A 21,642-nucleotide genomic window follows, 5' to 3' on the forward strand; every position below is an offset into this window, starting at 1 on the left:
ATGCAAAAGCAGGACAGCATAAATGTTCTGGGCGGCGTGCTGGCTCCGTGTTCTCGAAAGCCCCTGACCGGCTTTTTCCGCGACGGGGCCTGCAACACCTGCCCTGAGGATCGCGGCAGCCACACGGTCTGCGCGGTGATGACCGCTGAATTTCTGGCCTATTCAAAATATGTCGGCAACGACCTGAGCACACCACGGCCCGAGTTCGATTTCCCGGGCCTGAAGCCCGGCGACAGCTGGTGCCTGTGTGCCGCGCGGTTCATGCAGGCCCATGACGAGGGCTGTGCGCCAAAGGTTCATCTTGAGGCGACTCACCAGCGCGCATTGGAAATCGTGCCGCTGCACGTTCTGACCAGCCACCGCGCAGACTCTGGACAGTGAACCGGGAATGAAAAACCCGGCATGGTTGAAGCGTGCCGGGTCTTGTTCTTTGCGCAGCCCTCAGGTTGCGTCGCGACCCTCGGTATCAGACATGTCGAAGTTCAGATACTTGGCGACTGTTTGCACATCCTTGTCGCCACGTCCGCACATGTTCATGCAGATGATGTGATCCTTTGGCAGCTCCGGCGCGATCTTCATGACATGCGCCAGCGCGTGGCTGGGTTCGAGCGCAGGGATGATCCCCTCGGTCGCGCAGCACAGCTGGAACGCCTCAAGCGCCTCTTTGTCGGTGACCGAGACATACTGCGCGCGCCCGATATCGTGCAGCCAGGAATGTTCGGGGCCGATGCCCGGATAGTCGAGCCCGGCCGAAATCGAGTACCCCTCGAGGATCTGGCCGTCGTCGTCCTGCAGCAGATAAGTCCGGTTGCCATGCAGAACACCTGGTCGACCGCCCGTGAGCGAGGCGCAATGCTCCATCTTTTCGTTGACACCCTTGCCGCCTGCTTCGACGCCGATGATGTTGACCGATTTGTCGTCGAGGAAGGGATAGAACAGCCCCATGGCGTTCGAACCGCCACCGATCGCCGCGATGATCGTGTCCGGCAGGCGACCCTCGGCCTTCATCATCTGTTCCTTGGCTTCTTTGCCGATGATCGACTGGAAGTCGCGCACCATCGCCGGATACGGGTGCGGGCCGGCCACCGTACCGATGCAGTAGAACGTGTCGCGCACATTTGTTACCCAGTCGCGCAGCGCGTCGTTCATCGCGTCCTTCAGGGTGCCGCGACCGGATGTCACCGGAATCACCTCGGCCCCCAGCAGACGCATGCGGAACACGTTGGGCGCTTGCCTCTGAACGTCATGTGCGCCCATATAGACCACGCATTTCAGGCCGAACTTGGCGCAGACGGTCGCGGTAGCGACGCCGTGCTGCCCGGCCCCGGTTTCGGCGATGATCCGGGTCTTTCCCATGCGGCGCGCCAGGATGATCTGGCCCAGCACGTTGTTGATCTTGTGCGCGCCGGTGTGGTTCAACTCGTCGCGCTTCATATAGATCTTGGCGCCGCCCAGATGCTCGGTCAGGCGCTCGGCGTGATACAGTGGCGACGGACGGCCCACATAGTTGGCCCACAGATCATCCATCTCGGCCCAGAAGCTCGGGTCGGTCTTGGCCTTCTCGTATTCCTCCTCCAGCGACAGGATCAACGGCATCAGAGTCTCGCTGACGAACCGCCCGCCGAAAATACCGAAGCGGCCGTTTTCATCCGGGCCGGACATGAAGGAATTGAACAGATCATTGGCCATGGTGGTCTCCATCGTCGTGCCTGTTGTTATTAGGAGGTGCCGGCGGGATTTGCCATCGCAAATCGCACTATTCCGCCGCGGTACTGCCGTTCATCCAGATAGTCAGCGCCTGATCCCGGGTCGGAATGGCGATGCAGGCAAAGTGACGGAAGTGGTAGGTATTGGCCAAACGCGGGGCGGCTTGCATCACCCCTCGGTGCGGGTTCGACTGGGCAAAGGTCAGCATGGCTTCGACGTCGTGCCAAACGCTCAGCGAGAAATACGCGCCCTCGTACGAAAACACCTCGGCATGGAGGCACAAGGGATCGCCCTTGGCCTGGCGCAAGGCCTTGCCCGCACGCCAGAAAAACTCGGGCCCGTGGTACCATCGCTTCAGTGAAACCGCGCCAATTGCAGCCAGCATCGTGCATCCTTCCCTTTGAGAAGGATACGCAAGTGCGTTCTGGTCAGATCACCGTGCAGCTTCAATAAATGAGCGGATCAGGCCCGGATCCTTGACACCCGGGGCGCTTTCCACGCCCGATGCCACATCCACCTGCCTTGCACCGGTCATACGGATCGCCTCGGCTACGTTGTCCGGGTTGAGTCCCCCCGACAGCATCCACGGCGTCCGCCAGTATTTGCGACCGGCGAGCAGACGCCAGTCAAAGGGCAAACCGTTGCCGCCGGGCAGCTCAGAGTTCTTCGGCGGCTTGGCGTCAACCAACAACTGATCAGCCACGTCCGAATACAGGTCTATTGCGGCCAAATCCTCGGCTTCAGCCAATCCAATCGCCTTGATAACCGGCAAGCCGTAGCGTGATTTGACCTCGGCCACGCGCTCGGGGCTTTCGGCGCCATGCAGCTGCAGCATGTCCAGTGGAACCCCCGCGACGATCTCATCCAACTGCGCGTCGGTGAAGTTTACCGCCAGGGCCACTTTGGCCACGCCGACCGGCACATCACTGGCCAGCGCCGCTGCCTGGGCAATCGGTGCATAGCGTGGAGACTTGGGAAAGAAATTGAACCCAATGTAACGCGCACCTGCTTCAACGGCGGCACGCACATGCTCGGGTGCGGTCAAGCCGCATATTTTTACGCTGATCTCGGAAGACATCGGCTCTCAGCTGGCCTCGTCCAGAAGGGCAAGCACATCGTCCTGGCCTTCGTTCTGCTTCTTCTTGAGCTTCTTGACCTCGCGCTCGAGCTTCTTGACCTCGGTCTTTTTGACGGTGGCGTCCTTGCGGTGCTTATGCTCACGCAGCCATTCCCACAGAAAACCGATGACAAGGCCAGCCACGATCCCGCCAAGAACCACAAGAAACAGCGGCAGCGAGGTGGCCAGATTGAAGCCAAGCAGGTCAGACAAAGCGTCCGGCATCAACTGCAACTGCACAATCTGGCGATTGGCCAGCGAGACCGAGACAAGGACGATCCCCAGGACCGCAAGAAAACCGTATCGAATGTAGCGCATCATGAGATCACGCTTTACCGTTCAAACGATCCCTTAGCAACTTGCCGGTCTTGAAAAACGGCACGCACTTTTCCTCGACTTGAACCGTCTCGCCAGTGCGTGGGTTCCGGCCGACCCGCGCATCCCGTTTCTTGACCGAAAAAGCTCCGAAGCCCCGCAGTTCGACACGGTCACCGCGCGCCATCGCGTCAGTGACTTCCTCGAATACGGTATTCACGATCCGCTCGACATCACGTTGGTACAGATGTGGATTTTCGTCGGCGATTTTCTGAATCAGTTCTGAACGGATCATGCGTGCTACCCTCCCAGGTCACCGTGTCATCTCGTCTACTGGTTTGGTCAGTATAGGAAAAAACGGTGCCGGGTGGAATGTAAACTCTGTGTGTCCGGGGTGCATTTTCCAAGAAAGCACCGGAAATTCGCCTGTAGAGACGCGAATCCGGCGGTTCATGCCTGCACCTATCACCGAATAACTCGCAAAACCGGAACACATTGATTCGCAAAAGAAACGGCCCCGCTCAGGATGAGCGGGGCCGTCTGAGTGTTCAAAACTGCAAGTCTGGCTTAGTCGCCGGACTTCAGCGCTGCGCCAAGGATATCGCCCAGCGATGCACCCGAGTCGGAGGAACCGTACTGTTCCACGGCCTCTTTCTCTTCAGCGATTTCGCGCGCCTTGATCGACAGGCCCAGACGGCGGGTCTTGCTGTCCACGTTGGTGACGCGGACGTCGACCTTGTCACCGACCGAGAAACGCTCGGGACGCTGTTCGGCACGGTCGCGGCTCAGGTCCGAACGGCGGATGAAGGACTTCATGCCTTCGTACTCCACCTCGATGCCGCCATCTTCGATCGCGGTCACTTCGACGGTGATGACCGAGCCACGCTTCACGCCGCCCACAGCTTCGGCGAACTTGTCACCGCCCAGGGCTTTGATCGACAGCGAGATCCGCTCTTTTTCGACGTCAACTTCCGAGACAACCGCCTGAACGACGTCGCCCTTGCGGTAGTTCTGGATGGCATCTTCGCCACGCTCGTCCCACGACAGGTCGGACAGGTGAACCATGCCGTCGATGTCGCCTTCCAGGCCGATGAACAGACCGAATTCGGTGATGTTCTTGACTTCGCCTTCGACCTGCGTGCCCTCGGGGTGCGTTTCTGCAAACACTTCCCACGGGTTGCGCTGGGTCTGCTTGAGGCCCAGAGACACGCGACGCTTGGCGCCGTCGATTTCCAGAACCATGACGTCGACTTCTTGGCTGGTCGAAACGATCTTGCCGGGGTGGACGTTTTTCTTGGTCCAGGACATCTCGGACACGTGCACCAGACCTTCGACACCGGGCTCCAGCTCGACGAACGCGCCGTAGTCGGTGATGTTGGTGACGCGACCCTTGTGCACCGAACCCAGCGGGTACTTGGCGCCAACCAGATCCCACGGATCTTCCTGCAGCTGCTTCATGCCCAGGCTGATGCGGTGGGTTTCCTTGTTGATCTTGATGACCTGAACCTTGATGGTTTCGCCGATCGTCAGGATCTCGGACGGGTGGTTCACACGGCGCCATGCCATGTCGGTGACGTGCAGCAGGCCGTCTACGCCGCCCAGGTCAACAAATGCACCGTATTCGGTGATGTTCTTGACAACACCTTCGACGGTCTGACCTTCGGACAGGTTGCCGATGACTTCGGCACGCTGTTCGGCGCGCGATTCTTCCAGGATTGCGCGACGCGAAACAACGATGTTGCCACGGCGGCGGTCCATTTTCAGGATCTGGAACGGCTGCTTCAGACCCATCAGCGGGCCAGCGTCGCGCACGGGGCGGACGTCAACCTGCGAGCCGGGCAGGAACGCAACTGCGCCACCCAGATCGACGGTGAAGCCACCTTTGACGCGGCCAAAGATAGCACCTTCGACGCGCTGGTCGTCTGCGTATGCTTTTTCCAGGCGGTCCCATGCCTCTTCACGGCGGGCCATCTCGCGCGAGATGACGGCTTCGCCACGGGCGTTTTCTGCGGCGCGCAGGTATACTTCGACCTCGTCGCCTACAGCGATTTCAGGAGCTTCGCCGGGATTTGCGAATTCTTTCAGATCGACACGGCCTTCCATCTTGTAGCCTACGTCGATGATGGCCTGGCCCGCTTCGATCGCGATGACCTTGCCTTTGACAACCGAACCCTCTTCGGGGGTGTCCATTTCGAAGCTTTCGTTCAGGAGGGCTTCGAATTCCTCCATGGATGCGTTAGCCATGTGGCGTTGTTTTCCTTTACATAACGTTTTTGCTGGCCGAGCGGTTGTCTCCGCCGGTCTTGTTTCATGATGTCCTCTGGCGTGACCCGGTGCGCATCTGGCTAAACAAACACAAAGGGCCGAGGAAACCCGGCCCTGCTCAGATACGTCGTCCGGGCGTTGACCGCCCTTGTTCAGACAGCGCGCGTATAGGCGGATTCTGGGCGCAGCGCAAGCAGAAAGGCCCTTGTTGCAAGCCGACGCGGGATTCCGCTTGCGTTTTCCGGGCCAGCTACTCCTCCCAAATCCGGGCATCCCTCAGCAGCATGGCCTGCTCGATCGCATTCAAACGCGCCAGAGCGTCGGCCGGGGCCTTTGCCCCACCGGCTGCCTTCCAAATCTTGAGGGCCGAGTTCGGACTCCACGGCAAGCAGGCATTCGCAAGCCACTGACGCAACTGAGGCGGAAGGGTGTCATAGGCCTGCATGGCGGGGCGTTGCCGTCTTCGGCGGTTCAGGCGGCTGCGCAGATTGCGTCTTTGAATGGTCATGGGCATCGACTGTACCAATGCGAATTTTCAGAGCGGGAACTGGACCGGACGGAATGGGTTGGGGAAACGTTCCAACTTCTATGGTATGTTATTACGTAACATATTATTGGTCCGCAACCCCGGATTGAGGCCAAAAAGGCAGGGTTCTGCAACCCTGCCCTCAGCCATTCCGAAGCTCTCTATTTTAGCCGAAGCCGGGAGGCCTAGAACAGTTGCAGGTCTTTCTTGCCGCTTTGAATCTCGGCCAGGTTCGGCATGTTCTGGATGACCACCGGCTCGGGTGCCGCACCCGGCATCGGAACGGTCGGCTGTGCCGCCTTGGCCATCGCAAAGGTGGGTTGCTTGAGCTCTCCGCGAATGTCGCGCAGCAGGGTTTTGTGATCCGGCATCGCTTTCAGGATCTGCGCAAGGTCCACTTTCGCGCCCTTCCACCACTGGAACCAGATGTCCTTCCGCAATGGTCGAATGCGATCACGAATTCCTGTGCCATACCCCGTGTCATAGACCTGCTTACCCAGCAGAACCGTCTGATAGACGCGATGGTCAAACAGCGTTGCGAACTCGACATCGTGCTGCATCGGAAGGCGGTTTTTCCAGAGCTCGAGGTTTTCAGCCAGCCGGTCCGGCACTTTCATTTCGGTCCGCGCGTCGATCCAGTATTGATCATCGGTACGATTGTTCAGCTTGTAATGCAGGCAAATGAAATCCAGCACTTCGTCATAGAGCTTGTTCATCTGACGATTGTACCTGTCCCTCAATGAGGGTTCGATATCGCGGGTCGGCAAATGCTCGGCGAACCAGCGCACAGCATGGTCGACCATATGGATCGCAGTGCTTTCCAGCGGCTCGATGAAACCACCGGCCAGCCCGATTGCAACGCAGTTCTTCACCCACGCATTGCGAACGCGCCCGATCCGCATGGGGATCACCCGCGGCGTCGCGCCTTTGCCGCTGTCACCCAGCCACTCCAGATATTCGTCCGCCGCTTGATCATCCGTCCGGTGCGCGGATGAATACACGTATCCCGTACCCACACGGTTGTAGAGAGGCACGCGCCATGTCCAACCAGCGCCGAGTGCAGTCGATCGCGTGACGCTTTCGATCTTCCGCGGATTGGGGTGCTCGATCTGCAACGCCATGGCACGGTCGTTCGGCAGATAGTCCGAATAATCCATGAACGGCTCGCCCAGTGCCTGATTGATGATCAGGCCGCGGAAACCGGTGCAGTCCACGACCATTTCAATATCGTGGCGGCCTGCACGCTCAAGCATCAGATGGCTGACATTGCCCTGTTCATTTAACTCGACCGACTGCACCTCGTCGCGGATATGTTCGACGCCACGCTGCGTACAGACCCTTGTCAACATGCCTGCGAATTTTACGGCGTCCAGGTGATAGGCATAGCCAAACCGCTGCTCGAATTCGGGTTGCCCCAGAAGCCGCGCGCCCTTGCACAGCCGAGCCAGGTCATCATGCGGCGAGATGGACTGAGTGAAATCCCGGTCCCCGTTGCCAAACCGAAGGAAGTATTCGGCGGCCTCGAGTCCTTCCAGCATCTGGCCATGGGCAAATGGGTTCACATAGTCGATGCGCTTTCCCTTTGCGTCTTTGTTCCAGTTGCAGAATTTGACGCCCAGCTTGAACGACGCATTGGTTTCGCGGAAAAAGTCTCGCTCTGAAATTCCAGCCTGCCGGAGCGTGACTGGCATACGCGGCACGGTCGCTTCACCAACGCCGACCGTGGCGATATTCGGGCTTTCGATCAGGCAGATCCGCGGACGGTCCTTGGGTGCTGACGTGCGCGAAAACACCATCTCGAGTAGCAACGCCGTCATCCAGCCGGCCGTACCGCCACCCACGATGGTGATTTTTTGCAAACGATTATTCATGTTGTTCTGTCCCTGTTGGCTGTGAGGATTATGCGGCCGCCTGCCCGTTTTGCCGGGCCTCGGTGGCGACCTCCCCTTATCGCTGAGGGAAACTATAGCAGCTTTCAGGCATCCAGCTAGGGCCAATGGCGGCATCAAGTGGGCCCAAACGGGCGCCTTTGCCAAAGCAACGCATGGTCACGACCTGCTTCCCTTGCACTGAACGGCCAGCGATGACGGATGAGCCTTTCGAGGCAACCTCAGATGTCCTCGCCTTTCTTCAGAAGATCGTCGATCAGTTCGCGTTGCAGATCATGGCTGTCGCCACCGCCGAACTCGGCCGCACCCCCGGAATAGAGAGTGCCATAGGTCCGAGCGATATTGACGGTCTGCGCCAGGCCCGAGATCAGTTGATCCTTGTTCAGCCGTGACAGCGGGTGGATGAACACGGCCCACAAGGTTCCGTTGGCGATCGCATAGCGCGCGTCCAGCGTGCTGTCGAAATTGGCCTGCATCATGCGCTGCAAGTCTTCGGCCGAAAGCTCTGAGGTGCCGCTGATCGCAACCATTGCCCGCATCCGGTCGGCATGCACATCAGTAACAACCAGTACCGGCACATCGGAAATCGTCATGGTAAAGCCCGGACCCTGCGGCTCGGCATCGGGGTCGAGGGCAAAGATGATCTTGCCCAGTCTCTCGTAGGTCATCGGTGGCTCGGCTTCCTGTGCCAACGCATGGCCGGCCAACAAAACCCAGATCAAGGCAAATCGGATCATCCGCTCTCTCCACCATAGACGCGTTCAGCCTAAGCGGGGACTGATCAACTGGCCAAACACAGCTTGGTGAGCCGGTTTGGCAGACTCTCGGCAAGTGCGAACGATCTGCAAGGTTTTCCGTTCGACCTGCGATTACGCGTCCGCACGCCCGCATTTATCTGTTCAACACGGGTCGGCGCGAGTGCCGGCCACAACTGAACACGAAAGGAACACACAATGAAATCTGTTGTACTCAGCGCCCTTGTCGCCGTCCTGCCGATGATCGCCGCACCGGCTTTTGCGGCGGATGAGATCAATGTTTCGAACGGGATCTCGGCCGGCGGTGCGCCGCTGGCTGCTCACGGGGTCGATCTGGTTGCGCTGGTCACCGACGGCAACCCGGTCGAAGGGTTCGCCACGCATTCGGCCACCTATGACGGCGCGTCATACTACTTCACCTCGGCCGAGAACCGTGAAGCTTTCGAGGCCAACCCCGAAGCATACCTGCCGCAGCACGGCGGCTTCTGCTCGTATGGTGTTTCCGTGGGCAAGAAGTTTGATGGCGATCCGGATCAGTACCTGCTGGCCGATGGCAAGCTGTACCTGTTTCTGAACGCGGCAACTCGCGCCAAGTTCCTCGAAGACGTGTCCGGCACCGCCAAGACCGCGGATGACCAGTGGGCGAATATCAAGTCGATTGCGGTCGGCGAACTGTAATCGGACTGTCGCCAAGCGCTGTCCGCGGTCTCACCTTGCCGCGGGCAGCTTTCCTTGAATAACCGCGACCGCCTTTTCCAGCGCGGCCTCGATGCTCAGGTCCGAAGTGTCCAGAATTACGGCATCGTCGGCCGGTTTCATGGGGGCCGTGCTGCGCTCGGCGTCCCGCGCGTCGCGCTCGCGGACATCGGCCAGAACCTGCGCGCGCGTTATTTCGGCACCTTTGTCTACCAGTTCCAGATAGCGTCGCTCGGCGCGCACTTCGGGGCTGGCGGTGACGAACAGCTTCACTTCGGCCTCGGGGCAGATCACCGTGCCGATATCGCGCCCGTCCAGCACCGCGCCGCCGGCCCGCCGGGCAAAGCTGCGCTGGAAATCGATCAGCGCTGTTCGCACCTCGGGGATCACGGCCACTTTCGACGCCGCTTGCGCGATTTCGGCGGTGCGCAGGTCGCCCTGCTCCAACTCCTCGGCCGTCAGGGACCGCGCCGCCTCGACCGGGTCGGTGCCGTCCAGCGTGCGCCGGCCGACCGCGCGATACAGCAGCCCCGTATCCAGATGCGCCAGCCCGAAATGCGCGGCCACGGCCTTGGAGATCGTGCCCTTGCCCGCAGCGGCCGGGCCGTCGATAGCGACGGTAAAGCTCATTTGCGCTCGACCTTGGCACCAAGGCCCTTCATCAGCGGCTCGAAGATCGGGAACGAGGTCGCGATGGGGCTGCCGTCATCGACCGAGACCGCCTGTTGCGCGCCCATGCCCATCACCATGAACGACATCGCGATGCGATGGTCCAGAAAGCTTTCGCAGTTGCCGCCGCCGGGAACGCCGCCGATGCCCAGCCCGTCGACCGACCACCAGTCATTGCCCTCGTCAACCGTGACGCCGTTGGCCCGCAGGCCCCGCGCCATGGCGTCGATGCGGTCGCTTTCCTTAACGCGCAGTTCCTTGACGCCGCCCATCATCGTCTTGCCGGTGGCGTTGGCCGCAATCACAGACAACACCGGATATTCGTCGATCATCGACGCTGCGCGTTCGGGCGGAACGTCGATGCCCTTCATGTCGGGCGAATAGCGCGCGCGCAGGTCGGCCACCGGCTCGCCGCCTTCCTCGCGCATGTTCTCATAGGTCAGATCGGCGCCCATCTCGCGCAGCGTGGTGAACAGGCCGGCGCGCGTGGGGTTCAGGCCGATGCCCGGCACCAAAACATCCGAGCCCGGCGTGATCAGCGCCGCACAGACCGGGAAGGCCGCGCTGGAGGGGTCTCGCGGCACGGCGATCACCTGCGGTTTCAACTCAGGCCGACCGGTTAGTGTGATGACCCGGCCTTCGTCGGTATCCTCGACGGTGATTTCGGCACCGAACCCCGCCAGCATCCGCTCGGAATGGTCACGGGTGGCCTCCTTCTCGATCACCACGGTCTTGCCCGGCGCGTTCAGGCCGGCCAGCAGAACGGCGGATTTCACCTGGGCCGAGGGCACCGGCACTTCGTACCACACCGGCACGGGATCGGCCGCGCCAACGATGGTCATGGGCAGACGCCCGCCCGAGCGGCCCACGGCCTGCGCCCCGAACAGGGCCAGCGGATCGGTCACCCGCGCCATCGGGCGTTTGTTCAGGCTGGCATCGCCGGTGAAGGTCGCGCTGATCGGGCTGGTGGCCATCGCGCCCATGATCAGGCGCACGCCCGTGCCCGAGTTGCCGCAGTCGATCACCTGATCTGGCTCGGCAAAGCCGCCCACGCCGACGCCATGCACAGTCCATTCGCCATTCCCGTGCGAGATCACCTCGGCACCGAAGGCGCGCATCGCCTTGGCGGTGTCCAGAACGTCTTCGCCTTCCAGCAGGCCCGAGATCCGGGTCTCGCCCACGGCCATCGCCCCAAGGATCAGAGAGCGGTGCGAAATCGACTTGTCGCCCGGCACTTCGGCCGTGCCGGTCAGCGGGCCGCAGGGATGCGAGGTCATCGGGATGGGCGTGCCGTGTCCGGACATGAGGGCTCCTTTTGCGCTATCAGTGCCCCTGCCGATTAGCGAATTGACGCCGCAGCGTCCAGCCGCAATCACCCGTTGCGGCGGAAGGTCAGGTAGTGCGGCGTGCGGCCTTCACGCAGGGCCTTCTGCTCGTAGCGGGTGGAAATCCAGTCATCCCACGGCTTGCGCCAATCTTCGGGCCCCTCGGCCAGCCATTCGAAACCGGCGCCGGGTACCTCCTCGAGCGTCTGGCGGACGTAGTCCGGGATGTCGGTCGCCACGCGGAAAATCGCGTCGGGTTTCAACACACGTGCCAAGGGTTCCAGGTGCTCGGGCGTCACGAAGCGGCGGCGGTGGTGCCGCTTTTTGGGCCACGGATCGGGATAGAGCAGAAACGCGCGCGAAATGCTGGCATCGGGAAGCACGTCGAACAGGTCGCGCACATCGCCGGGATGCACCGCCAGGTTGGTCACTTCGGCCCGGCGGATCTTGCCCAACAACATGGCCACGCCGTTGATGAAGGGCTCAGCGCCGATGATGCCGATATCGGGGTTCATCTGCGCCTGGTGCACCAGATGCTCGCCGCCGCCGAACCCGACCTCAAGCCATACCGGCTTGCCGCCGAACAGCGCGTTCGGGTCGATCGGGGTGCGGTCGGGGTTGCTGTCCCAATCCACCGCACCCGGCGACAGGGCGGCCAGGTCCTCGGACAGATAGGTCTTTTGGCTGGGCTTCAGGGTCTTGCCCTTGAAGCGGCCATAGAAGTTTCTGCGGGGGCGTTCGGGTGACTGGGTGCTCATGCCGGTGCCCTTACTGCGGCGGGGTTCGCGTTGCAAGGGGCGGGCCGCGCCGGAGGGGCGACCTTCGAAACGAAAAAGGCGCGCCAAATCGGACGCGCCTTGCCGTGTTTGGTTCCCGATGCCGGCTCAGACAGCCTTTTTCAAGGCCTCAACCAGATCGGTCCGCTCCCAACTGAAGCCGCCGTCCGCACCCGGTTCGCGACCGAAATGCCCATAGGCCGCCGTGCGCTGGTAGATCGGCTTGTTCAGTTGCAGATGTTCGCGGATGCCGCGCGGGGTCAGGTCCATCACCTGTCCGACCGCCTTCTCGATCTCGGCGTCGGCAACCTGTCCTGTCCCATGGGTGTCGGCGTAGATCGACAACGGCTTGGAAACGCCAATCGCATAGCTCAGCTGGATCGTGCAACGCTCGGCCATGCCGGCGGCCACGACGTTCTTCGCCAGATACCGCGCGGCATAGGCCGCCGACCGGTCGACCTTGGTCGGGTCTTTGCCCGAGAACGCCCCGCCGCCGTGCGGAGCCGCACCGCCATAGGTATCGACGATGATCTTGCGCCCGGTCAGGCCAGCATCCCCGTCAGGTCCGCCGATGACGAACTTGCCGGTTGGGTTCACATGCCATTCCGTCTGGTCGCTCAGCCAGCCATCGGGCAGAGACTCGCGGATGTAGGGCTCGACGATCTGGCGAATATCGTCCGAGGTCAGCGCCTCATCCAGATGCTGGGTGGACAGCACGACCGAACTGACACCGACTGGCCGCCCGTCACGGTAGATCACCGACAACTGCGATTTGGCATCGGGACCCAGAGCGGGTTCAGACCCGTTCTTGCGCACTTCCGCCAGACGGCGCAGGATGGCGTGCGCGTATTGGATCGGAGCCGGCATCAGGGCCGGGGTTTCGGTGGTGGCATATCCAAACATGATGCCCTGGTCACCGGCGCCTTCATCCTTGTCAGCAGACGCATCGACCCCTTGGGCGATGTGCGCCGACTGCTCGTGCAGCAGGTTCGTCACCTCGACCGTTTCGTGGTGGAACTTGTCCTGCTCGTATCCAATGTCCTTGATGCAAGCGCGGGCGATCTCTTCGATCTTGCCCATGTAGTCGTGCAGCTTTTCCTGATCCGACAGACCGACCTCGCCGCCGATGACCACCCGATCAGTGGTGGCAAATGTTTCGCACGCGACGCGCGCTTCGGGCTCTTCATTCAGAAAGGCATCCAGGACCGCATCTGAAATTCGGTCGCACACCTTGTCGGGATGCCCTTCGGAAACGGATTCCGAAGTGAAAATGTAGTTCTGTCGGGACATGAAAGCGCTCCATTAAGATTTCCCCGTCACGCCAGGAAGCCGTTGTGACAGGCATTCGACGGGATACGCCCGAAGAAACAGGGGGTCAATCGGTAATTATGCCCTGCCAAACCGAACGTTGCGCCCAAACAGCAGCAGAAGCACCAACAATAGCCCAAGCGTCGGCCCGTCGCCGGTTCGCGCATACAGTGTCGGAGGCAATGGCGCCGGAAGGTTAGCATCCACGAAACCCGCCTGTCCCAAAGGCAGGGAGGCGATTACGTTGCCATAGGGATCGACCATCGCCGAAACACCGGTATTTGCCGACCGCGCCAGCGGCAGACCTTGTTCGATGGCCCGCATCCTTGCCTGCGCCAGATGCTGGAATGGTCCTGTACGGGTCCCAAACCAGGCATCATTGGTTATCTGCAGAAGGAAATCCGGACGCTGCGGCGCCGCCGAGACATCCTGCGGAAAGATCGCCTCGTAGCAGATCAGCGGCAGCGCCAGACCCAGCTCGCCGGCGTTCAGCATCGCCGCTCCGGGCCCGGCGCTGAAGGCACTTCCCGTGGTCGCGGCCATACCGTGTATTCCGAACCTGTCCATCAGATCGCCAAGGGGAACATACTCGCCGAAGGGCACCAGATGATGCTTGTCGTACAGGCCGGTCTGACGCCCCTGCTCGTCGAGATAGATCATTGAGTTGTAGATGCGCGGCCCGTCTCCGCGTTGGATACCGAGGATGACGGGCGTTCCCTGAGCAGCCTCGGCAATCGTTTCCAGATAGGGACCCGCACTGCCCAGCCACGCCGGAACCGACGTCTCGGGCCATACGATCAGGTCCGGACGCGGATCGGCGGCAGTGAATTCAATCTGTCGAGCAAAAAACAGCGGGGCAAAAGACGGGTCCCATTTCTGCTCTTGCGGCGCGTTGGGCTGGACCAGACGAACACTATGACCGGTCTCTGCAAACCTCGGGCGGTTGCTGGCTTGAACCAGCGCCAAACCGGCAAAGATGACAACTGCCACGACGGGCCAAAGTAACGCCTTGCCGTTGCGAGGACCGGCGACGGCAGCGCCCAACGGCAGGGCAAGCAAAAAGGTCGCGGCCCCAAGGCCATATGGGCCAACCCATGCCAGGAGTTGCCCGGCCGGGGCATCCACCCAAATCTGTGCCATTCCCGCCCAAGGAAACCCGGTCAGAACGTAGCCGCGTGCCATTTCAACCAGCGACAGGGTAAGGGCCAAAACGATGACCTGCCGCGGCCCCACCTCTCGGGTTCCGCGCGCGAGCCAGAAAGCGAACGCCCAGAACAGGGCCAAGCCAGCAGCCATGAACACAAGCGCAAAAGGGGCCATCCAGGCATAACGCTCAGCGTCGATCTGAAAGGGCTCGATGATCCAGCTCAGGGCATTGGCGAAGTAACCGGTTGCGAAAGCCCAGCCCACCCATGCCGCGCGAGCGCGCGTGGAACTGGCCAGAAACAACGGCGCGACGGATGCAAGCGCAATGCAGGCGATTATCCAATAGCCATACGGCGCCAAGCCAAAGGCCGCCAACGCGCCGAGTATCGCGGCCAGTACCACGCGCAGCCAATGCGGCCACCGTAAGGCAGGATTCATGCAGCCATATCCGGCAGCATCACCCGCAGGCGCTTGATGCGCCGCGGATCCGCGTCGATAACCTCGAACTCGGGGCCTTCGGGGTGCAAAACCACCTCACCGCGGGCTGGAACTCGCCCCGACAGCATGAAGACGAGCCCGCCCAGGGTCTCGATCTCTTCCTCGTCCACATCCTCGTGGCTGGTCAGCGACCGGCCGATTTCGGCCTCGAAGTCCTCAAGCGGCGCCTTGGCCTGAACGATATAGCACCCGGGCTTTTCTTGCACCCACAGCTGATTTTCGTCGGCGTCATGCTCATCGGCGATTTCGCCGACGACCTGTTCGATCAGATCTTCGATCGTGACAAGCCCGTCGACGCCACCATATTCATCGATCACCAACGCCATGTGGCGACGCTCGGTCTGCATCTTGGTCAGCAAAACACCGATCGGCATCGAAGGTGGAACGAACAGCAGCGGGCGGAGCATCGAGATCAGATCGAATTCCGCCGACCCACCGTTGAACCCATGCGTCAGGGCAAAATCCTTGAGGTGAACAAAGCCTAGCGGCGTGTCCAGCGTCCCCTCGTAGACCGGTATTCGGGACAGACCGCTATCCCGGAAGACCTGGGCCAGTTCCTCTTTGGTAGTGGTCGAAGGCACTGACACAATATCGGCGGAAGGAATTGCCACATCCTCGACCCGCATGCGCCGCAGATTGATCATGCCGCGTGGCTGAGGGGTCACGGCCTCATTCCCGTTCACGACGACTTCGGCGTCATCCTCGGCGGAAGAAAAAGCATCAAGAATACGAGAGAAAAGCCCGCTTTTCTCTTTGGTTTCATCGCTGCTCTGCGAGTGCGCGCTCTGCGCCGCTCCAGAACTGCCGTCAATATCGCCCATTTTCCTGTTCCAATAGATCGGGCACCAAGGCCCACATTACCCATTATATGGGTCATCAATACCCATTTTGCCAAGTATCTCGACCTCGGCACGTTCCATCAAAGTGGCGTCAAGGTCACGAATGTGATCATACCCCAGCAAATGCAACACTCCGTGAACCAGCAAATGGGTCACGTGGTCATCCATGGATTTCCCGGCCTCCTGAGCCTCGCGCCAGCAAGTGTCATACGAAATCGCGATGTCACCAAGCGCGATGTCACCCGTAAAATCCGGCTGGGGCACGAGCGGTGTGCCGCCGGGCTGATCCGCAGCAAGGTCCTCGGCGGGCCAGCTCAGCACATTCGTCGGCGCAGGCTTTTCACGAAATTCAGCGTTCAACTCGGCAATCCGGGCGTCGTCGCAGCCCAGAACGCTGACTTCGCACAAATCGGCATCCACACCGCAATGCGCCAGCGTCGCGGCCACGGCCTTGCGCGCCAACGGCTCAATACCCTGCCAACGCGGGTCTTCGATCGTGATTTCCAAGTTCATCTCGTGACGCTCCGAGGCCGATTTGCCCAGGTCCGACGGTTCAACCCGTTTCCCGGCCCGAGTCGGCCTCATACGCCTCGATGATCGCGGCGACAAGCGGATGGCGCACCACGTCCTTGGATGTGAAGTAGTTGAAGCTGATATTCGGGATCGTCTTCAGCAGCCGCTCGGCATCCGCAAGCCCCGAAGCCACGCCGCGCGGCAGATCCACCTGCGACCGGTCGCCGGTGATCACCATCCGGCTACCCTCGCCTAAGCGCGTCAGGAACATCTTCATCTGCATCGTCGTGGCGTTCTGGGCCTCGTCCAATACAACGAAGGCATTGGCCAGTGTCCGCCCGCGCATGAACGCCAGCGGGGCGATTTCGATCCGCTTTTCCTCGATCAGCTTGGCCAGTTGCTTGCCAGGCAGAAAGTCATTCAACGCGTCGTACAGCGGCTGCATATACGGATCGACCTTGTCTTTCATGTCTCCGGGCAGGTAACCCAGCTTTTCGCCGGCTTCGACGGCTGGGCGGCTGAGGATGATTCGATCCACATGTCCGCCGATGAACATCGACACACCCACGGCCACGGCAAGGTAGGTCTTGCCCGTTCCCGCCGGGCCGATGCCGAAGGCGAGTTCGTTGTTGAACAGCGACTGCACATAAGCCTTTTGCGCGTCAGTACGGGGTTCGACCAGCTTTTTTCGGGTTTTGATTTCGACAGTTCCACCCTTGAACATTTCAAGCTGGTCGCCATCACGCGAGCCGGTTCCGGCTTCGGAATTGCCCATCCGCAATTCGCGATCAACGTCGGCAGCTTCGACGTCGCGCCCGCCTTCCAGTCGGGTGTAGAGGGCCTGCAAAACCTCGATCGCCTGCTTCTGAAGCTCGTCTTCTCCCATGACGACCAGTTGGTTGCCGCGGCGCACGATCTGAACGGACAGTTTCCGCTCGATCTCGGCCAGATTGCGGTCGTATTCGCCGCAAAGATCAATCAACAATCGGTTGTCAGGGAATTCAACAAACGCCTCGTTCGCGGGCATTTCATCTTGCGGTGGGGTAAGGGCACCGATGGCCAATCCGTTCTCCTGTCTTGGCGTTGTCACCCCAAGCGTAGACAACAAGAGTCGGTCGGCGCAAGCCACAGATTCAAAAATCTGAGCAACTGATCGCAAATCGGTCAGGCGGAAAGGAATTCACGGCCCGGCGCAATGAAATCTCAGGCCGGAATCCGCCCTTGGGATCAGAACTTGTAGTTCAAACCGACGCGAATCCCCTGGTAGCTGGGCGTGGATTTGGTCGAGAACCCCGAGCCAAAATCGACGACCTTCGACTGGAACTGCACATATTCGAATTCGCCGGTGACGGACCAATTGTCGTTCAACTGATGCTCGGCCCCGATGCTGGCAACGAATCCGTTGCGTCGGTCATCGCTTGCGAAAGACTGAGTGGTGCCGCCGCTGGACAGGCTGTTGGTCGTTTCGATTTCACCCTGAACGAACCCGACGGTAACGAAATACAGAACCGAACCGCTGGGGTTGGTCAGCCCGTTCTTGAACCGCAGCGACAGCACATCCGATATCTCGGAACCACCCTGAACGGTCGTGGTGCCTATCTGCGTGGTGACACTGTCATCCAGCGACGCGAAATCGTACCCGATCTCGAACCCGTAGACGTAATCGCGCCCGCCACGCGCAGGCAGAACACCGCGCCAACCGCCCCGTATCCCGCCATAGGCACCGCTCAGGTCAAGTTTGCCGATGGGAAAGGTGCCCGCATTGGTAGCGAGCCCGAACTGGTCTGTTCCGCCTGATCCATACCCGGCGCTGAACCCCAGATAGAAGGCACTGACGTCTTTGGAATAACGCTCCGGCCCCAACACGACCGGATCGGAAACGGCGCCGTCCAAATCCCCCGCATGAGTGGGAATACCTGCGCTGGCGGCCAGCAATAGGCCGGCCAGAACACGGCCCACCCCTGTTTGTCGAATACCTGCCTGACGTGTCACTCGTACCCTCCATTGCGGTGCCCGGGCGACCCGAAGCCCCACCGATGTAAAGCCCGAAGGCCACTGGAAACACGGCCCCGAGAATTCTGGCTATTCTCCGACCATAGTTCCAAGCGATAAATCAAGGGTAAATTTTGGAAACAAACGCCACGAGTATTGCGTGAGCGGTGAACCGCAGCCCTGTCACAGCACCTCGCCGGCCAGTGAATTTGCGCCCGAGGCCGTGATCCGGACGTTGCGAAGATCTCCCGCCGAAAGATCGGCTCCGGAAACGTGGACGGCATGCAGATACTCGGACTTGCCAACCATCTGTCCGGCCAGACGCCCGGGTTTCTCAAACAGAACCCGGACTGTCCGACCAACCATCGCATCCTGGATCTCGCGCTGGTGCCGGGTGATCAGAGCCTGCAAGCGTTGCAGACGGTCGTCAGCTTCCTGCGGGTCGACCTGCGGACGCTCGGCCGCAGGCGTGCCCGGCCGGGTCGAATACTTGAACGAATACGCATAGCCATAACGGACCTGCTCGACCAGATCCAACGTGGCCTGGAAATCCTCTTCGGTTTCTTCGGGGAAGCCCACGATGAAATCGCCCGACATCAGGATGTCGGGGCGCGCCTCGCGGATCCGCTCGATCAGACGCAGATAGCTTTCGGCGGTGTGGCTGCGGTTCATCCGCTTGAGGATCTTGTCCGACCCCGACTGCACCGGCAGGTGCAGATAGGGCATCAGCTTTTCGCAGGTGCCATGCGCCTCGATCAGGTCGTCGGTCATGTCGTTGGGATGCGAGGTTGTGAACCGGATGCGCTCCAGCCCATCGATCTTGTTCAATTCCCAGATCAACCCGGCCAGGGTCATGTCGCCATCGGGTCCGGCACCGTGATAGGCGTTGACGTTCTGGCCAAGGAGCGTGATCTCGCGCACGCCGCGCTCGACCAGGTCCTGTGCCTCGCGCAGGATGCGGTCGGCGGGGCGGCTGACCTCGGCCCCGCGGGTATAGGGCACGACGCAGAAGGCGCAGAACTTGTCACAACCCTCCTGCACGGTCAGAAACGCCGTCGGGCCGCGCTTGGCCTTGGGGCGGTTCTTGAGCTTCTCGAACTTGTCCTCTTCGGGGAAATCGGTATCCAGCGCCTTTTCGCCGGCGCGCGTCTTTGCCTCAAGCTCGGGCAGGCGATGGTAGCTTTGCGGGCCGACAACCAGATCGACCAGCGGCTGCCGGCGCATGATCTCTTCGCCCTCGGCCTGTGCCACACAGCCCGCCACGCCGATCTTCAGATCGGGCTTTTCGGCCTTCAACCCCTTGAAGCGGCCCAGTTCGGAATACACCTTTTCGGCCGCCTTTTCGCGGATGTGGCAGGTGTTCAGCAGGATCATGTCCGCATCTTCGGGCGACTGCGTTTCCACATAGCCCTGCCCGCCCAACGCCTCGGACATGCGTTCGCTGTCATAGACGTTCATCTGACAGCCATAGGTCTTGATATACAGCTTTTTCGGTTCGGACATGGGCTGGGCCTTTTGCGTTCGCTGGATCGGCGTCGTCTATACGCATCGAACGCCGCTTGCAATGCTGGCGCAATTACCCGAATTTGACGGGTATTTCCAGCAAGGCAGGCTACAAGCGGGCAATGAAATACGAATCCCTCGACCACTTTCTGAAATCGGGCCGGGCAGCGTTGACCAAGGGGCCGGTCGCATTGGTTTTTGCCGAAGACGATGTCGAGCTTGATGGGACCTTGCGCCATCACTTGGACTTGGGGTTCAAATCCGTGATCGTATTTGCACCGGCCCAGTTTTCGATCCTGCCTGAAATCTTGGACCGGGTGCACCGGGTCACGATGCGCTGCTCGCCCAGAAACGTGGTGTTCGACACCATAAATCGCGTCATTCAGGCGGCGCCAAACATCTGGCTGTACTACTGCTACAACTCGGAATACCTGTTCTTTCCGTTCTGCGAAACGCGCACGGTCGCAGAGATGCTGGCCTTTCACGCCGAGGAGCGGCGCGACGCGATGCTCTGCCACGTGATCGACATCTACGCCGACGACCTGTCCGCCTATCCCAACGGCGTGGCCCCGGATCATGCGATGCTGGACAGCACTGGATATTATGCGCATTCCCGGCACGACCCATCGGGACAACCGCTGGAGCATCAGTTGGACATGTCCGGTGGCCTGCGTTGGCGGTTTGAGGATCACATCCCGTACGAACGGCGCCGGATCGACCGGATCGCGCTGTTCAAAAGCTGCAAGGGTTTGACCCTCCAACCCGATCACACCTTTAACGAGCCCGAGTACAACACCTATGCCTGTCCCTGGCATCACAACCTGACGGCCGCCATCTGTTCCTTCCGCGCCGCAAAAGCGCTGAAAAGCAATGCGGGATCGACCTTTGATATTCCCAGTTTCCGCTGCCCGTCCTCGGTTCCTTTCCAATGGAACTCGCACCAGTTGCTGGACCTTGGCCTGATGGAACCCGGCCAGTGGTTCTGAGCGGGCCGGAACGGCTCAGCGATTGAGCAGAACCGGAAACCAGTCCTCGCGCAATCGTTGTCCAGCCCGCATGTCATGCCCCGGAAACGGCGGCGACGTCCGGCCCGGACGCTCGACATACCGGGCGTCATCCCCGACCAGCCTCAGCGAGAAGGCGCGGCGCCGGCTGTCGGACTGGTTTCCTCGGGCACCGTGCAGGGTTCGAAAGTTGAAGGCGACCGCATCGCCGGGTTCCATGTCGAACTCAACGATCCGCATCCCTTCGGCCTCGGGGTCTGGTACCGCGATGTACTGGCCCTCGTCAGGAAAGAAACCCTCCTCCGACACCCAGCGCGTCGGCAACACTTCCTTTTCCCACAGGTGAGACCCCGCCACGCACCGCAGAGTCGCCTGCGTCACCGGGTCGAGCGGCGACCAGAAGCTTATCGTCTGACGCCCTTCCACAAAGTAATAGGGCCCATCCTGATGCCAGGGCGTGGCCATCGAGGTGCCGGGCTCCTTGACCAGAACGTGGTCGTGGAACAACTGGACCGAACGAGACTCCATCAGGTCGGCAGCGACCTCGGCAACTGGAGAGGCTTGAATGACCTGTCGAAACTCGGGGATGCGCGACCAGTTGCAGTAGTCGTCAAAGAAACGGCCGGTTTCGCCTTCTTTCTTATTTTCCGACGCATATGGCCCGGGATCAGCCATGTTGCGTGCCACCCCTTCCCGCAAGGCATCGACGTGATCGGCGAACAAGCCCTTGACCAGAACAACCCCGTCATTGCGATAGGTTTCGATCATCTCCGGGGAAACAAGAGGGTGTGGCATGTCG

23 protein-coding genes and 1 riboswitch are annotated in these 21,642 nt (G+C 60.8%); of the genes, 3 read left to right on the top strand and 20 right to left on the bottom strand.

Annotated elements, in window-relative coordinates:
• The gene (locus ACR0NB_RS09530; RefSeq protein WP_093964605.1) at nt 1-381 is read left to right on the top strand and encodes a DUF2237 family protein; all 381 of its coding nucleotides are present in this window, start codon (nt 1-3) and stop codon (nt 379-381) included.
• Nucleotides 382-441: 60 nt separating this feature from the next.
• Here ACR0NB_RS09530 and trpB read toward each other — a convergent pair whose 3' ends face one another.
• From trpB to ACR0NB_RS09575, 9 genes are all read right to left on the bottom strand, one after another.
• Nucleotides 442-1,689 (bottom strand): tryptophan synthase subunit beta, encoded by a 1,248-nt coding sequence (gene trpB / locus ACR0NB_RS09535; RefSeq protein ID WP_170339902.1) that lies wholly within the window; start codon nt 1,687-1,689, stop codon nt 442-444.
• 67 nt (nt 1,690-1,756) lie between these two features.
• Complete coding sequence (locus ACR0NB_RS09540) at nt 1,757-2,092, bottom strand: hypothetical protein (RefSeq protein ID WP_170340463.1); 336 nt, start codon at nt 2,090-2,092, stop codon at nt 1,757-1,759.
• Nucleotides 2,093-2,140: 48 nt separating this feature from the next.
• Nucleotides 2,141-2,785: a phosphoribosylanthranilate isomerase gene (locus ACR0NB_RS09545; protein WP_480775498.1), complete on the bottom strand. Its 645-nt coding sequence runs from the start codon at nt 2,783-2,785 to the stop codon at nt 2,141-2,143.
• Between the two features lie 6 nt (nt 2,786-2,791).
• Nucleotides 2,792-3,142, bottom strand: coding sequence for a lipopolysaccharide assembly protein LapA domain-containing protein (locus ACR0NB_RS09550; RefSeq protein WP_480775634.1), 351 nt, complete (start codon nt 3,140-3,142; stop codon nt 2,792-2,794).
• Nucleotides 3,143-3,149: 7 nt separating this feature from the next.
• Nucleotides 3,150-3,434 (bottom strand): integration host factor subunit beta, encoded by a 285-nt coding sequence (gene ihfB, locus ACR0NB_RS09555; RefSeq protein ID WP_050603110.1) that lies wholly within the window; start codon nt 3,432-3,434, stop codon nt 3,150-3,152.
• Between the two features lie 272 nt (nt 3,435-3,706).
• Nucleotides 3,707-5,383, bottom strand: a complete 1,677-nt coding sequence (gene rpsA, locus ACR0NB_RS09560) for a 30S ribosomal protein S1 (protein ID WP_170340458.1) — start codon at nt 5,381-5,383, stop codon at nt 3,707-3,709.
• A gap of 271 nt (nt 5,384-5,654) precedes the next feature.
• Nucleotides 5,655-5,912 (bottom strand): DUF6525 family protein, encoded by a 258-nt coding sequence (locus ACR0NB_RS09565; RefSeq protein ID WP_480752651.1) that lies wholly within the window; start codon nt 5,910-5,912, stop codon nt 5,655-5,657.
• A gap of 203 nt (nt 5,913-6,115) precedes the next feature.
• Nucleotides 6,116-7,801 (bottom strand): tryptophan halogenase family protein, encoded by a 1,686-nt coding sequence (locus tag ACR0NB_RS09570; protein WP_170339897.1) that lies wholly within the window; start codon nt 7,799-7,801, stop codon nt 6,116-6,118.
• A gap of 239 nt (nt 7,802-8,040) precedes the next feature.
• Nucleotides 8,041-8,556: a hypothetical protein gene (locus ACR0NB_RS09575; protein WP_170365353.1), complete on the bottom strand. Its 516-nt coding sequence runs from the start codon at nt 8,554-8,556 to the stop codon at nt 8,041-8,043.
• 216 nt (nt 8,557-8,772) lie between these two features.
• Here ACR0NB_RS09575 and ACR0NB_RS09580 point away from each other — a divergent pair, with 216 nt between their 5' ends.
• Complete coding sequence (locus ACR0NB_RS09580; protein ID WP_170357085.1) at nt 8,773-9,252, top strand: YHS domain-containing (seleno)protein; 480 nt, start codon at nt 8,773-8,775, stop codon at nt 9,250-9,252.
• 30 nt (nt 9,253-9,282) lie between these two features.
• Here ACR0NB_RS09580 and ACR0NB_RS09585 read toward each other — a convergent pair whose 3' ends face one another.
• The 10 genes from ACR0NB_RS09585 to miaB all read right to left on the bottom strand — a co-directional run bounded on the left by ACR0NB_RS09585 (nt 9,283) and on the right by miaB (nt 19,839).
• Nucleotides 9,283-9,900 (bottom strand): (d)CMP kinase, encoded by a 618-nt coding sequence (locus tag ACR0NB_RS09585; RefSeq protein WP_480775499.1) that lies wholly within the window; start codon nt 9,898-9,900, stop codon nt 9,283-9,285.
• Complete coding sequence (gene aroA, locus ACR0NB_RS09590) at nt 9,897-11,243, bottom strand: 3-phosphoshikimate 1-carboxyvinyltransferase (protein ID WP_480775500.1); 1,347 nt, start codon at nt 11,241-11,243, stop codon at nt 9,897-9,899. Before aroA ends, ACR0NB_RS09585 begins: the two co-directional genes overlap by 4 nt.
• A gap of 68 nt (nt 11,244-11,311) precedes the next feature.
• Nucleotides 11,312-12,022 carry a tRNA (guanine(46)-N(7))-methyltransferase TrmB gene (trmB, locus tag ACR0NB_RS09595; protein WP_480775501.1) on the bottom strand — a complete coding sequence of 237 codons (711 nt, stop codon included), beginning with the start codon at nt 12,020-12,022 and terminating at the stop codon, nt 11,312-11,314.
• 126 nt (nt 12,023-12,148) lie between these two features.
• Complete coding sequence (gene metK, locus ACR0NB_RS09600) at nt 12,149-13,330, bottom strand: methionine adenosyltransferase (RefSeq protein ID WP_093964594.1); 1,182 nt, start codon at nt 13,328-13,330, stop codon at nt 12,149-12,151.
• 5 nt (nt 13,331-13,335) lie between these two features.
• A riboswitch (SAM-SAH riboswitch) is annotated at nt 13,336-13,384 on the bottom strand.
• 42 nt (nt 13,385-13,426) lie between these two features.
• Nucleotides 13,427-14,932: an apolipoprotein N-acyltransferase gene (gene lnt / locus ACR0NB_RS09605; protein WP_480775502.1), complete on the bottom strand. Its 1,506-nt coding sequence runs from the start codon at nt 14,930-14,932 to the stop codon at nt 13,427-13,429.
• Complete coding sequence (locus ACR0NB_RS09610; RefSeq protein WP_170454299.1) at nt 14,929-15,813, bottom strand: hemolysin family protein; 885 nt, start codon at nt 15,811-15,813, stop codon at nt 14,929-14,931. The genes lnt and ACR0NB_RS09610 overlap by 4 nt, the downstream gene beginning before the upstream one ends.
• Nucleotides 15,814-15,849: 36 nt before the next feature.
• Nucleotides 15,850-16,344, bottom strand: coding sequence for an rRNA maturation RNase YbeY (gene ybeY, locus ACR0NB_RS09615; protein ID WP_480727219.1), 495 nt, complete (start codon nt 16,342-16,344; stop codon nt 15,850-15,852).
• Nucleotides 16,345-16,384: 40 nt separating this feature from the next.
• Nucleotides 16,385-17,407 (bottom strand): PhoH family protein, encoded by a 1,023-nt coding sequence (locus ACR0NB_RS09620; RefSeq protein WP_093964591.1) that lies wholly within the window; start codon nt 17,405-17,407, stop codon nt 16,385-16,387.
• A gap of 164 nt (nt 17,408-17,571) precedes the next feature.
• Nucleotides 17,572-18,336, bottom strand: a complete 765-nt coding sequence (locus tag ACR0NB_RS09625; protein ID WP_170340437.1) for an outer membrane beta-barrel protein — start codon at nt 18,334-18,336, stop codon at nt 17,572-17,574.
• 183 nt (nt 18,337-18,519) lie between these two features.
• On the bottom strand, nt 18,520-19,839 hold the full coding sequence (gene miaB / locus ACR0NB_RS09630) for a tRNA (N6-isopentenyl adenosine(37)-C2)-methylthiotransferase MiaB (protein ID WP_480775503.1): 1,320 nt from the start codon (nt 19,837-19,839) through the stop codon (nt 18,520-18,522).
• Nucleotides 19,840-19,961: 122 nt separating this feature from the next.
• Here miaB and ACR0NB_RS09635 point away from each other — a divergent pair, with 122 nt between their 5' ends.
• The gene (locus tag ACR0NB_RS09635; protein WP_480775504.1) at nt 19,962-20,825 is read left to right on the top strand and encodes a glycosyltransferase family 2 protein; all 864 of its coding nucleotides are present in this window, start codon (nt 19,962-19,964) and stop codon (nt 20,823-20,825) included.
• 15 nt (nt 20,826-20,840) lie between these two features.
• On the opposite strand, the gene ACR0NB_RS09640 is transcribed toward ACR0NB_RS09635, so the two are convergent.
• Nucleotides 20,841-21,638 carry a phytanoyl-CoA dioxygenase family protein gene (locus tag ACR0NB_RS09640; protein ID WP_480775505.1) on the bottom strand — a complete coding sequence of 266 codons (798 nt, stop codon included), beginning with the start codon at nt 21,636-21,638 and terminating at the stop codon, nt 20,841-20,843.
• Nucleotides 21,639-21,642: the final 4 nt, after the last annotated feature.

Source organism: Ruegeria sp. CG3, assembly GCF_056537205.1.